General features: G+C 62.2%; 13 protein-coding genes. 9 read left to right on the forward strand and 4 right to left on the reverse strand.

The annotated features are described in order from the left end of the window. Nucleotides 1–73: 73 nt before the first annotated feature. The 6 genes from WNE31_RS08090 (at nucleotide 74) to uvrC (ending at nucleotide 4,954) form a co-directional block, all read left to right on the forward strand. Nucleotides 74–871: a S49 family peptidase gene (locus WNE31_RS08090; protein WP_349979226.1), complete on the forward strand. Its 798-nt coding sequence runs from the start codon at nucleotides 74–76 to the stop codon at nucleotides 869–871. Continuing rightward, nucleotides 872–1,036, forward strand: a complete 165-nt coding sequence (locus tag WNE31_RS08095) for a hypothetical protein (RefSeq protein ID WP_349979227.1) — start codon at nucleotides 872–874, stop codon at nucleotides 1,034–1,036. Nucleotides 1,037–1,039: 3 nt separating this feature from the next. After that, nucleotides 1,040–1,993: a calcium/sodium antiporter gene (locus WNE31_RS08100; protein WP_349979228.1), complete on the forward strand. Its 954-nt coding sequence runs from the start codon at nucleotides 1,040–1,042 to the stop codon at nucleotides 1,991–1,993. An 11-nt stretch (nucleotides 1,994–2,004) separates the two neighbouring features. Next, nucleotides 2,005–2,784 (forward strand): SDR family oxidoreductase, encoded by a 780-nt coding sequence (locus WNE31_RS08105; protein WP_349979229.1) that lies wholly within the window; start codon nucleotides 2,005–2,007, stop codon nucleotides 2,782–2,784. Nucleotides 2,785–2,886: 102 nt separating this feature from the next. Beyond that, entirely contained in the window at nucleotides 2,887–3,039 is a 153-nt protein-coding gene (locus tag WNE31_RS08110; protein WP_349979230.1) for a hypothetical protein, read from the forward strand. A gap of 40 nt (nucleotides 3,040–3,079) precedes the next feature. Further along, nucleotides 3,080–4,954 carry an excinuclease ABC subunit UvrC gene (uvrC, locus tag WNE31_RS08115; RefSeq protein WP_349979231.1) on the forward strand — a complete coding sequence of 625 codons (1,875 nt, stop codon included), beginning with the start codon at nucleotides 3,080–3,082 and terminating at the stop codon, nucleotides 4,952–4,954. A gap of 70 nt (nucleotides 4,955–5,024) precedes the next feature. Here the strand turns inward: uvrC and WNE31_RS08120 are convergent, their stop codons facing one another. Continuing rightward, entirely contained in the window at nucleotides 5,025–6,974 is a 1,950-nt protein-coding gene (locus WNE31_RS08120; RefSeq protein WP_463407424.1) for a DEAD/DEAH box helicase, read from the reverse strand. A gap of 130 nt (nucleotides 6,975–7,104) precedes the next feature. Here WNE31_RS08120 and pgsA point away from each other — a divergent pair, with 130 nt between their 5' ends. From pgsA to WNE31_RS08135, 3 genes are read left to right on the forward strand one after another with little or no spacing between them, the layout of a single operon-like run. Next, nucleotides 7,105–7,770 carry a CDP-diacylglycerol--glycerol-3-phosphate 3-phosphatidyltransferase gene (gene pgsA / locus WNE31_RS08125; protein WP_349979232.1) on the forward strand — a complete coding sequence of 222 codons (666 nt, stop codon included), beginning with the start codon at nucleotides 7,105–7,107 and terminating at the stop codon, nucleotides 7,768–7,770. A 4-nt stretch (nucleotides 7,771–7,774) separates the two neighbouring features. After that, a complete protein-coding gene (gene moaD / locus WNE31_RS08130; protein ID WP_349979233.1) occupies nucleotides 7,775–8,026 on the forward strand; it encodes a molybdopterin converting factor subunit 1 in 252 nt (83 codons plus the stop codon). Nucleotides 8,027–8,031: 5 nt separating this feature from the next. Continuing rightward, a complete protein-coding gene (locus WNE31_RS08135) occupies nucleotides 8,032–8,475 on the forward strand; it encodes a molybdenum cofactor biosynthesis protein MoaE (protein ID WP_349979234.1) in 444 nt (147 codons plus the stop codon). Nucleotides 8,476–8,500: 25 nt separating this feature from the next. On the opposite strand, the gene WNE31_RS08140 is transcribed toward WNE31_RS08135, so the two are convergent. The 3 genes from WNE31_RS08140 to ubiA are packed head-to-tail and all read right to left on the reverse strand — an operon-like array spanning nucleotide 8,501 to nucleotide 11,903. Further along, a complete protein-coding gene (locus WNE31_RS08140; protein ID WP_349979235.1) occupies nucleotides 8,501–8,824 on the reverse strand; it encodes a hypothetical protein in 324 nt (107 codons plus the stop codon). Beyond that, nucleotides 8,811–10,877 carry an OmpA family protein gene (locus tag WNE31_RS08145; protein WP_349979236.1) on the reverse strand — a complete coding sequence of 689 codons (2,067 nt, stop codon included), beginning with the start codon at nucleotides 10,875–10,877 and terminating at the stop codon, nucleotides 8,811–8,813. The genes WNE31_RS08140 and WNE31_RS08145 overlap by 14 nt, the downstream gene beginning before the upstream one ends. 60 nt (nucleotides 10,878–10,937) lie before the next feature. Beyond that, on the reverse strand, nucleotides 10,938–11,903 hold the full coding sequence (gene ubiA, locus WNE31_RS08150; protein ID WP_349979237.1) for a 4-hydroxybenzoate octaprenyltransferase: 966 nt from the start codon (nucleotides 11,901–11,903) through the stop codon (nucleotides 10,938–10,940).

Below are 11,903 nucleotides of genomic sequence, written 5' to 3' on the forward strand. Positions count from 1 at the left end.
ATTTCTGCCACGTCGCGTCTTTCCCGCGTGTCAAACCTTGTTTGTCCGGCGGGTCGGTTCTACATCCGAACTCATGAAACGCTGGATCCCTTTTACAAAGACCCCGCCAACGGTCGCCATTGTCCGCATGCAGGGCATGATCGCATCAGGCAGCAGGGGTACGCTGAACGACCGGGCGCTTGCCCCGCTTCTTGAAAAAGCCTTCAGAAAAGGAAAACCCGACGCGGTCGCGCTGGAAATCAGCTCGCCCGGCGGTAGCCCCGTGCAATCGTCCCTGATCGGGGCGCGCATCCGGCGGCTGGCGGAAGAGAAAGAAGTACCGGTCTTTGCCTTTGTCGAAGACGTCGCGGCCTCTGGCGGATACTGGCTGGCGGCGGCGGCGGACGAGATCTATGCCGATGAAAGCTCGGTCGTCGGGTCGATCGGGGTGATCTCTGCGGGGTTCGGCGCGCATGTGTTCCTGTCGCGTCAGGGGCTTGAGCGCCGGGTACATACCGCTGGCAAATCGAAATCCATGATGGATCCGTTCCGCCCCGAAAACCCCGAGGACGTGAAGCGCCTCAAGGGGATGCTGGAACAGATCCATGTCAACTTCATCAACCACGTGAAAACGCGGCGCGGGGCCAAGCTCGAAAACGCGCCGGACCTGTTCACCGGCGAAGTCTGGATCGGTAAGCAGGCCCAAGAGATGGGCTTGATCGACGGGATCGCCCATCTTGTGCCGTTCATGAAAGAGAAGTTCGGTAAGGACGTGACCTTCCGCAGGTACGGCATCCGTCGCCCGGTCTGGCAACGGTTCGGGACAACGCTGGCGCAGGACGCGCTGAGCGGTCTGGAGGAGCGGGCTGAATATGCCCGTTTTGGCCTTTAAGTGATTTTCAAGATCGTCACTCTGTTTCTGGTCGGGATGGGAATCCTGGCCATGATCGGCAAGCTGACCTATCCGGGCAAGAAACGGCTCGAGTCGGCCAAGTGTCGCAAATGCGGACGGTATAGGATCGGCAAGGGGCCCTGTCCCTGCCAGAAAAAGGGGTAAGCAATGGAGTGGCTGTTCGCCTTTCTGGGCTTGGGCATTCTGCTTCTGGCCGGGGACTCACTGGTGCGCGGCGCGGTCAACGTCGCCTTGCGGCTGGGCATTCCGGCCCTCATCGTTAGTCTTACGATTGTCGCCTTTGGCACTTCGGCGCCCGAGCTGCTGATCTCGATCCAGGCGGTTTTCAAGGGCGTGCCGGGCATCGCGCTGGGCAATGTGGTCGGGTCGAATACGGCCAATATCCTGCTTGTGCTGGGTTTCCCGGCCATTCTGGCGGTGCTGCACACCAGCCATTGCAACACGCGCAAATCCTATATGCAGATGATCTTTGCGACGGTTGTGTTCATCATCATGGCGCACCGTGGTTTTTTCGGGTTCGGCAGCGGCCTGATCCTGCTGGCAATGTTGGCCTATATGCTGTTCGATGCGATCCGCGATGCGCAGAAGCACCGGCGCGAGGGCAAAGAGCTTGATGAAGAGCTGGAAGAGCCCGAGGGCGCCGATCCTGACATGCCGTGGTGGAAAATTGCGGTGTTCCTTGTGCTGGGCCTTGTCGGGCTGCCGCTGGGGGCGGACCTGCTGATTGACGCGGCCGAAGTCATCGCCAGCGATTTCGGCGTGAGTGACACGGCCATCGGCCTGACACTGGTCGCACTGGGCACATCGCTGCCCGAACTGGCAACCACCACCATGGCGGCGCTGCGCAAACAGGCCGACGTGGCGCTGGGCAACGTGATCGGGTCGAACATGTTCAACCTGCTGGCTATTATCGGGGTCACGGCGGTGTTGCATCCGATTCCGGTGTCTGCCGAGTTCCTTGACATGGATCTCTGGGTGATGCTTGCGGCGTCCCTGCTGATTATTCCGTTCGTGTTCCTGAAGCAGGATATCAATCGTGTTTGGGGCGTGGCCTTGACCTTGCTCTATGTGCTCTATGTTGTCGGAGTGTTCATTTACTGACGGGGGCATACATGACACGGGCATTGGTAACCGGGGCAGGCAAGCGGTTGGGCCGTGCCATGGCGCTTTATCTGGCGGAACGCGGGTTCGACGTGGCGGTGCATTATGCCAGTTCTTCCGTCGCTGCCGAGGCTACAGCCGAGGACATCCGCGCACTGGGCCGCAAGGCGGTTACACTGCAGGCGGACCTTTTGATCGAGGACGAGGTGCAGGCTCTTTTGCCCGCCGCGGCCAAGGCGCTTGGTGGGCGGATCACCTGTTTGGTCAACAACGCCTCGATCTTCGAATATGACCGCATCGAGACTGCCACCCGCGAAAGCTGGGACCGGCATATCGAAAGCAACCTGCGTGCGCCCTATACATTGATCCAGCACATGGCGGCGCAGGGGCTGAGCCCCGACACCGACGCACAAGGAGAGCCGCGCGCGACAGGGCTGGTCATCAACATGCTGGATCAGCGGGTACGCAAGCTGACGCCCGAATTCTCGACCTATACGATTGCCAAGATGGGGCTGTGGGCCCTGACACAGACGGCGGCGCAGGGGCTGGCGCCGGCGATCCGTGTGAACGCGATCGGGCCGGGGCCGACGCTGCGCGGTGCCCGCCAGACCGAAGCCCATTTTGCCGCGCAAAGGGCCAACACCGTGCTGCAACGGGGCGCTGATCCCGAGGGCATCGTGGCGGCGCTTGGCTACTTTCTCGACGCGCCAGGCGTGACCGGACAGCTGCTTTGCGTGGATGGCGGACAGCATCTTGGATGGCAGACACCGGACGTGCTGGGCGTGGAATAAATCGCCTTTCCCGTGCAAGTTTTGCACGTCTCACGAAGCCGTTACATAAGCGTTACAAAAAATATAATGTTTTCAAGGATTTGATCTGAGGGCAAATTTTTATTGTTTGAAATCAATGGCTTGAAAATCTGCCTATTTTTTAGGCGCTTCAAGGAAGCAGGTAAAAAACAAGGGAAAATTCCCGATGCCGGAAAGTTATCTGCAGACTTATCCACAGAAACCGTGGACAGGTTTGGCCTTGCGTTGGCGGGGTGAAGATTGCAGGGGCGGGCAAAGAATCATATCTCGTTAAACAATGACTGATTCGACTGGAACCGACACTCCTCCGCAGCGCGGCCATGCCTGCATTCAGGCCTATCTCAAGACGCTGGACGGATCGCCCGGCGTCTACCGGATGCTGGATGAACAGGCGCGGGTTCTCTATGTTGGCAAGGCGCGCAACCTGAAGGCGCGGGTGTCGAATTATGCGCGCCCAGCGGGCCATTCGGGGCGGATCGCACGGATGATCTCGGAAACCGCGTCGATGATGTTCCTGACGACCCAGACCGAGACCGAGGCCCTGCTTCTGGAACAGAACCTCATCAAGCAGCTGAAGCCGAAATACAACGTGCTGCTGCGCGATGACAAAAGCTTTCCCAATATTCTGGTCAGCCGCGCCCATGATTTTCCACAAATCAAGAAGCACCGCGGCAGCAAGAAAGAGAAGGGCAGCTACTACGGCCCCTTTGCCAGTGCGGGCGCGGTGAACCGCGTGCTCAGCCAGTTGCAGAAAGTGTTCCTGCTGCGAAATTGTTCGGATGCCCAGTTCGAAAGCCGAACGCGGCCCTGTCTTCTGTATCAGATCAAGCGCTGTTCTGGGCCTTGCGTGGGCAAGATCAGCAAGGCGGACTATGCCGAGAGCGTGCGGGACGCTGAAAGGTTTCTGTCGGGGCGATCGACCCAGATACAGGAATCGCTGGCGGATCAGATGATGGCCGCCTCCGAGGCAATGGAGTTTGAACGCGCCGCCGCCCTGCGCGATCGTATCAAGGCGCTGACTCAGGTGCAGACGACTCAGGGCATCAACCCGCGCGGCGTGGCCGAGGCGGATGTGATCGCGCTGCATCTGGAGAAGGGACAGGCCTGTGTGCAGGTATTCTTTATCCGGGCGCACCAAAACTGGGGCAATCGCGATTTCTATCCGCGCGTGGGCGTGGATATCGACGAGAGCGAAGTTCTGGAGGCCTTTGTTGGCCAGTTCTATGACACCAAGGAGCCACCGCGCCAGTTGATCCTGTCGCATCCGATCGACAATGTCGACCTGATGGCCGAGGCGCTGGGCCAGAAGCGAGGCGGTAAGGTGGAAATCCTTGTTCCGCAGCGCGGTGAGAAGGCCGAACTGGTGGCGGGGGCGGCCCGCAATGCCCGCGAAAGCCTGGCCCGCAAGATGAGCGAAACAGCGACGCAGGCAAAACTGTTGAAAGGGGTGGCCGAGGCATTTGATCTGGATGGCCCGCCGCAGCGGATCGAGGTTTACGACAACAGCCACATCCAGGGCACCAACGCCGTCGGCGCGATGATCGTTGCGGGACCGGACGGGTTCATGAAGAACCAGTACCGCAAGTTCAACATCAAGGGCGACGACCTGACCCCGGGCGATGATTTCGGTATGATGAAAGAGGTGCTGACCCGGCGCTTCAAGCGGCTGCTCAAGGAAGATCCCGAGCGCGAGCAGGGGATGTGGCCGGACCTTTTGCTGATTGACGGGGGCGCGGGGCAGGTGTCGGCCGTGGCCGAGATCATGCGCGAACATGGCGTCGAGGATATCCCCATGGTCGGGGTCGCCAAGGGCGTGGACCGCGATCATGGAAAAGAAGAGTTTCACCGGCTGGGCCAACGCCCCTTTGCGCTGCGCCGCAATGATCCGGTGCTGTATTTCGTGCAGCGCATGCGGGACGAGGCGCACCGGTTCGCGATTGGGACGCATCGGGCGAAACGGGCCAAGGCAGTGGGCGCGACCCCGCTGGATGACGTGCCGGGTGTGGGCGCGACCCGTAAACGCGCTTTGCTGGCGCATTTCGGCTCGGCCAAGGCGGTCAGCCGCGCAAACCTTGCCGACCTGAAGGCCGTGGACGGGATTTCAGGCGCGCTGGCGGAAACGATCTACGACTATTTCCACGAAAAGGGCTAGCGGGACGCCCGGGGGTTCCACCCCCGGACCCCCGAGGTATTTGCGCCAAGAAAAAGTCTGGGCGCCGGGATTACTTCCGACGTTTCGGGACGCTGTGGCCCCCCTTGGCAGAGCCTGCGGCCTTGGCGGCGGCGCGACGGGCCTTGTTCTTCTTGCTGTTGGCTTTGCCCTTGGGCGGCGGAGGCCCCTTGGGCTTGTCGCTGTCCTTGCGGCGCGGTTTGGCCGGGGTGACGACGCCTTCGGGGCGGGTCTGTTCGGGCTTGGGCGGGCGCTTCGGGCGCGGCGCGTCCGAGGGGTCGGGTTTCGGGCCCTTGCGATGCGGCGGTTTGCCATCGCGCGGGCCGCCGGATTTGCGATGGGCCGGCTTGCCGCCCCGCGGCGCGCGGGTGTCGGGCAGGTCGGGGGCCTTGTCCAGCTGGGTCAGCCTGGCACCGTGTTCGACCGTCATGTCGGGGCCGATTTCGGAGAGGAAGCCGTCCACGCTGGCTTTCAGGATCTGGACGAAGGTCTGGTCCGGCTGAATCCGGATGGCGCCGATGTCGTCCTTGGACAGCCCGCCCTGTTTGCACAGCATCGGCAGGATGCGGCGGGGTTCGGCACCCGCGTTGCGCCCGCCGTCGATCGCGAACCAGACGCTTTCGCCGAATTCGGATTTCGGACGGGGCTTCTGGCGCTCTTGTTGCGGGGTGGAAAGGTCTTCGGGCGCGGAATGGCGGGTCTTGTAGGCTCTCAGATAGGCGGCGGCGATTTGTTCGGGGGTGAATCCGTCCAGAAGGCGCGCGACAGTGTCAGCCTCGCTTTCTGTGACGGGATCGGTCCAGACGTCATCGGCCAGCATCCTTTCCTCGTCACGGGCGTTGACCGCATCCGCCGAGGGGGCCTCGCACCATTCGGGGGTGAGTTTGGCGCTGCGCAACAGGCGTTCGGCCTTACGGCGCGACTTGGGGGGCACAATCAGGGCGCTGACGCCTTTGCGCCCGGCGCGCCCGGTGCGACCCGAGCGGTGCAGCAGGGTTTCATGGCTGTTGGGCAGTTCGGCATGGACCACGAGGTCCAGATTGGGCAGATCGATGCCGCGTGCCGCGACATCTGTGGCGACACAGACGCGGGCGCGCCCGTCGCGCATGGCCTGCAGGGCATGGGTCCGCTCGGACTGGGACAGTTCCCCGGAGAGCGACACGACTGAGAACCCGCGGTTGGAGAGGCGGGTGGTCAGGCGGTTTACCATAGCGCGGGTGTTGGCGAAAACGATGGCGTTCGGCGCTTCGTAGAAGCGCAGTACGTTGATGATGGCGTTTTCCCCGTCGCGCGGCGAGACCTGCATGGCGCGATAGGCGATATCGGCGTGCTGGGTCGCGGTCGAGGTGGTCTGGATGCGCAGGGCGTCGCGCTGGTAGCTTTGGGCGAGCTTGGCAATTTCCGCAGGCACAGTGGCCGAGAACAGCAGGGTCTGGCGGGTTTCAGGCGCCTCGCCAAGGATGAATTCGAGATCTTCACGAAAGCCGAGGTCGAGCATTTCATCGGCCTCGTCCAGCACGACGGCGCGGATGTCGGAGAGGTCGATGGAGCCGCGCATGATGTGATCGCGCAGGCGGCCCGGAGTGGCCACGACAACATGCGCGCCACGGTCCAGCGCGCGGCGTTCGTCGCGCATGTCCATACCCCCGACACAAGACGCGATGACCGCGCTTGCCTGAGCATAGAGCCACTGGAATTCTCTTTTGACTTGCAGGGCAAGTTCACGGGTCGGGGCGATAATCAGTGCCAGCGGCGCGCCGGGACGGTCGAGGCGGTCGGACTCGCCCAGAACGGTCGGGGCGATGGCAATGCCAAAGCCCACGGTTTTGCCCGATCCGGTCTGTGCCGAGACAAGCAGGTCGCGGCCTGCGATTTCGGGGTCGGAGACGGCTTCCTGTACGGGGGTCAGGGCGTCATATCCACGATGCGCGAGGGCATCGGCGAGGGGTTGTTTCACAAGTGCGGCTTTCGGTTCGAGAAGGGCGGGGCGGGTGCGGATCACCAGGGACCCCGCGCCCCTTGCAATGCTGTGCGGGGCGAAGGGGATCGTGTAGCGGTTTTGGCGGGGGTTGTATAGGGGGTTACCTCACTTGGAACTTTCCCCGACGCGGCAGACAGGTTAGGTAAGCAGAATGACCTGGAATATCCCGAACGCCCTTTCCGTTCTTCGACTTGTCGCGGCCCCGATGGTGGCTGTGATGTTCCTGTATTTCGAACGGCCTTACGCGGACTGGTTCGCGCTGTGTCTGTTCATTTTGGCCTCGGTGACGGACTGGTTTGACGGCTATCTGGCGCGGGCCTGGGGGCAGGAAACCAAGATCGGCGCGATGATCGACCCGATTGCCGACAAGGCGATGGTGGTGATCGCACTCATGGTGATCGTGGGTTATTCCAATGAGCACTGGACGCCGTGGCTGGTGTTGCCGGCCACCGTGATCCTGTTCCGCGAGGTGTTTGTTTCGGGGTTGCGCGAGTTTCTGGGGGATGTGGCGGGCACGCTCAAGGTGACCAAGCTGGCCAAGTGGAAAACCGCAACCCAGATGGTCGCGATCACCTTCCTGTTTGGTCAGGGCATGTTCGAACACTATCTTGGTATGTCAGCGTGGGGCATGGACCAGGCGCTGGTAGACCAGATCATGCTGGGCGAGGTCGACGACACCCAAGGGCTGCGCTGGAAATTCGAGGGCATGTTCTGGACCGGCTGGATCGGCATGGTGTTGCTTTGGGCGGCGGCGGTTTTGACGGGGATCACGGGCGTGGATTATTTCCTAAAGGCGCGCCCGCATCTGAAGGATTGATGGCATGACACTGGATGTTCTCTATTTTGCGTGGGTCCGGGAACGGATAGGGCTTCCGAAGGAAAAGCTTGAGACCGGTGCCGCGACCGTGATGGATCTGGTCGAGGAGTTGCGCGCACGCGAAGAGCGCTATGCGCTGGCCTTTTCGGACCTGTCGGCGTTGCGCGTGGCGGTGGATCAGGAACTTACAGACTTCGACGCTCCGCTGAACGGGGCCCGCGAGGTTGCGTTCTTTCCGCCGATGACCGGGGGCTGAGGTCGATGCGGATTCTGGTTCAGGAAGCCCCTTTCGATTTCGGGGCCGAGGCGCAGGCTTTTGCCAGCGGCCACAAGGATATGGGCGCGGTGGTCACCTTTACCGGAATCGTGCGTGATTTGCCCGAGGATGATCTCGACCGGATGGTGATCGAGCATTACCCCGGCATGACCGAGAAAGCCCTTGAGAAGATCGCGGAAGAGGCCACCATGCGCTGGGGGCTTGGCGATGCGCTGGTGATTCACCGGTATGGCACGTTGCGCCCGGGTGACATGATCATGATGGTGGCCACTGCCGCGCCGCACCGCGTGGATGCGTTCGAGGCGGCAGAATTCCTGATGGATTACCTGAAATCCCGCGCGCCGTTCTGGAAGCAGGAATTTACCGCGGATGGCGGCGCATGGGTCGCCGCCAAGGATGCCGACGAGGATGCGCTCAAACGGTGGTAGGCGGCGCCCCAGATTCGTGTCCGGTTTAGTGTCCGGCGCGCTCAAGCTGGCTGCGCAGTTCTTCCGCCTCGTGGCGGGCATCACGCAGGCCTTCCATCGCGGCCGAAAGTTCGGCCTCGGTCTGGGCCAGCTGGTTGGTCAGTTCGGCCTCGCGCTGTTGCAGGTAGGTAATCGCCTGGTCGCGGGTTTCCTCGGCCTCGTGCAGTTCCTGCCCCATTTGTTCAAGCTGGTCGACATCCGCCTGTGACACGCGGGTGAACCGGTGAATGAGCCAGTTCGCGAACCAACCCATGCAGAAAGCCACGAACAGGATGGCCGCTGTCACAAAGATAAACTCAATTCGCTGCATCGTCTGAGGTCTCCTGAGTCTCGGTGGCGTCGCCTTCTTGCGGGGCGGTCTCGCCTTGTGGATCTGCGGCCCCAGAGGTGGCGTCCACGGTTTCTTCTTCTGCGTCTGGCGCGGCTTCGGTCGCTTCGGGGCTGGTCTGTGCCCCGGCGCCACTGTCGTCGCCGTCACCTGTGTTTTGTGGGGTCGCTTCACCGGTTTCGGAGTTGGCTTCCTGCGCCTCGAGCGTGGTTGGTTCTTCCGCGACCGGTTCGGGGCGGATCAGAACAAAGGCGATCCGGCGATTGGCTTCGCGGCCTTCTTCGGTATCGTTGTCGGCGATGGGCTGGCTTTCGCCATAGCCTTTAGCCGTGAAGGTCGAGGTCAGGAGGCGGCGTTCGGCCAGCGCGTTCAGAACCGACTGGGCCCGCGTTTGGGACAGGGCCTGGTTCATTTCTTCGCGGCCCTGGCTATCGGTATGGCCCTGGATTTCCAGACGGATCTGGCCACAGTCGCGCAGCACCTCGGCAATCTTGTCGATGATCGGGGCCGCGCTGGCATCCAGCGTGCCCGAGCCCGGTTCGAACACCAACTTTTCCGCCTCGGCAATCGCGGTGATCTCGGCCTCGCATTCCTCCGGGGTTGGCAGTTGCGCAATCGGGTCCAGTGTTTCGACGTAAGAGACATCAATACTGAAATGGTCGGTCTGCGAGAGTTTTTCGGCAAGAATGCGCGAAATCTCGGCATTGGCATCCGGGTCGCCGGTAGTGCCGCTGACCGATAGGGTATCGGGGGTTACGCGCAAGACGCCATTATGCAGGTGTGACAGGGCATCAAGCCCCGCCATCACGCGCACCGACCATGTCATCGGCAGGGTGTCGTCCAGACGCGCAGCCATGTGGGTCGCGCCGCTGCCAAAGCGGGCTTGCGCATAGCTTTCGGTTGTGTCGCGGGCGATGTCGCTTTGCAGGCGTCCACGGAGTTGCAACAGGCCCTCTGGGCTGAGTGTTGCGGTGAATTCCGGGATCGTGTTTTCGGTTTCGATTTCGACCGGCAGGGTGGAATGCAGGGCGAAGACATCGGGCAGCGAGGTTTCCATTTCGCCCACAACGCGGTCAAACAGGGCCTGTTCGGTGCCGCTTTGGGCGATGAGGGTGATATCGGCATCCGAAAAGGTCACCGACCCGCCGCCCAGCGTAGACAGGCCCTTGATCGCGATTTCTGCCGCGTCTGACCATGTCGGCGTGGGCACGCCCAGACCGATGGTGCAGGTGGCCGGGCCTTCCAGACCTGCGGCGATGGCGGAATCCAGAATGCGTTTGCGCGATTCGGCGCTTTCGGCCGAGCAGGCATCGAAGCGCGGGCCGGTTTCGTCGATCACGAACCGCAGGGTGAACGGTGTGATGACGGGTCGCGGCGCAGTGATGTTCAAAACCACCTCGACCGAGGCCGGAGCACGGCGGCGCAAATCGTTTTCCAGCTCGCGGCGCTGGGCCGGGCTATCGCTCGTGGCGGTGACGGCGACGCGCCCTGCCTCGACCGAGATCTTGGCGCGGGGCAGAAGGTCAAGCGCGGACAGGGCAAAGTTGACCGCTGGCGCCCAGCCTTCGGGGGCCGCGTAGGTGGCGGCCTCAAGGAAATCGGTGATCGCGGGGGCGCCCTCCAGATCCTCGAGCTTGTCGCGGATCATGGTGCGGTTCGCGTTTTCAGGAATCAGGCCGATCAGTTGGATGCCGGAATCATTACGCAGAATTTCGACGGAAAAGCGAGGCGGGCCGATTTCGGCGCTGGCCTCGACCTGCATGTTGTCGATCACGCGGGCGGCATCCACGACCTGACCGGCGGCCGAGATCGCCTTGAAACGGTCGGCCTCGGTCGGGGCGACGCCGGTGATGAACACGCGCAGGCCCTCGGTGTGGACCTTGGACCAGCTCATGCCCTGCTGGTGCAGGTTATACATAACAGAACGGCGCGAGTTCTCTTCGATCCAGTCTGCCGAAAAGCTGGCCGCAACCAAGCTGAGGATCGCGGCAGAGGTAAAGGTCGAACCGAATATGAGAAGAGAGGACAGGCGCATTCCGAGCGGTCTTATACTATTGGGCTCCGGCTTGATACGACGCACGCGCCCGGACTGCAATCACAGGAAGCAGGCGATGGCGAAAAACAGCAAGGGGATCAGGCCGGTATCCCGGTTTGAACGGAACAGCATCATCAGGCGGTGGTTGTCGTCCATGTCCAGCCTGCGCATCTGCCACTGCATGTGCCAGCCCATTGCCCAAGGCCCCGCCAGCGCCACCACCAGCGACAGCGGGCTGCGGTCAAGACAGGACAGCACCACCGCCACCCCCAGCAGGGCCACGGTGGCAATGGTGAAGGCCTGAAGCCATTGCGGGGTTTTGTCGGCAAACAGGCGGGCGGTGGATTTCACCCCGATCAGGGCGTCGTCCTCAGTATCCTGATGGGCATAGATCGTGTCATAGAACAGCGTCCACGCAATCCCGGCGAGGTACAGGATGATCGCTGGCAGCCCAAGGCTGCCGGTGTGGGCGGTCCAGGCCAGAAGCGCACCCCAGTTAAACGCGATGCCCAGAAACACCTGCGGCCACCAAGTAAAGCGTTTTGCAAAGGGATAGACGGCAACCGGCAGAAGCGACAGCACCCCCAGAAGGATCGCGGCGCTGTTGAAGGTCAACAGGATGGCCAGACCGATCAGGGCCTGTGCGACCATCCACGCCACGGCCTGCTTGGTGCTGACCTGTCCCGAGGGAATCGGACGCGAGCGGGTGCGTTCGACCCGGCCGTCGATCTCGCGGTCTGTGATGTCATTCCACGTACAGCCCGCCCCGCGCATGACAAAGGCACCGATCGCACAGCCGATGGCGATCCAGAGATCGAACCAGCCATAGCTGCCATCCGACAGCATCGCCAGCAACAGTCCCATCCAGCAGGGCAGTAACAGCAGCCATGTGCCGATGGGCCGGTCCGCCCGCGAAAGGCGCAGATAGGGGCGGCTGGGGGGCGGGGCGATGTGATCGACCCAGTTGCCCTTGACGGCGTCGGAAACTTGCCCCTGAGGCTCTGGCGTTGTGGGCGTGTCGGCCAT

It is taken from the genome of Shimia fortis, from assembly GCF_040225985.1.
GTDB lineage: Bacteria > Pseudomonadota > Alphaproteobacteria > Rhodobacterales > Rhodobacteraceae > Shimia.

Excerpts from the sequence above, each read along its gene's own strand:
- WNE31_RS08105 (WP_349979229.1), top strand. The coding sequence starts at position 2,005 with ATGACACGGGCATTGGTAACCGGGGCAGGCAAGCGGTTGGGCCGTGCC.
- moaD (WP_349979233.1), top strand. The coding sequence starts at position 7,775 with ATGACACTGGATGTTCTCTATTTTGCGTGGGTCCGGGAACGGATAGGG.
- WNE31_RS08140 (WP_349979235.1), bottom strand. The coding sequence starts at position 8,824 with ATGCAGCGAATTGAGTTTATCTTTGTGACAGCGGCCATCCTGTTCGTG.
- uvrC (WP_349979231.1), top strand. The coding sequence starts at position 3,080 with ATGACTGATTCGACTGGAACCGACACTCCTCCGCAGCGCGGCCATGCC.
- pgsA (WP_349979232.1), top strand. The coding sequence starts at position 7,105 with ATGACCTGGAATATCCCGAACGCCCTTTCCGTTCTTCGACTTGTCGCG.
- WNE31_RS08090 (WP_349979226.1), top strand. The coding sequence starts at position 74 with ATGAAACGCTGGATCCCTTTTACAAAGACCCCGCCAACGGTCGCCATT.
- WNE31_RS08145 (WP_349979236.1), bottom strand. The coding sequence starts at position 10,877 with ATGCGCCTGTCCTCTCTTCTCATATTCGGTTCGACCTTTACCTCTGCC.
- ubiA (WP_349979237.1), bottom strand. The coding sequence starts at position 11,903 with ATGGCCGACACGCCCACAACGCCAGAGCCTCAGGGGCAAGTTTCCGAC.
- WNE31_RS08135 (WP_349979234.1), top strand. The coding sequence starts at position 8,032 with ATGCGGATTCTGGTTCAGGAAGCCCCTTTCGATTTCGGGGCCGAGGCG.
- WNE31_RS08100 (WP_349979228.1), top strand. The coding sequence starts at position 1,040 with ATGGAGTGGCTGTTCGCCTTTCTGGGCTTGGGCATTCTGCTTCTGGCC.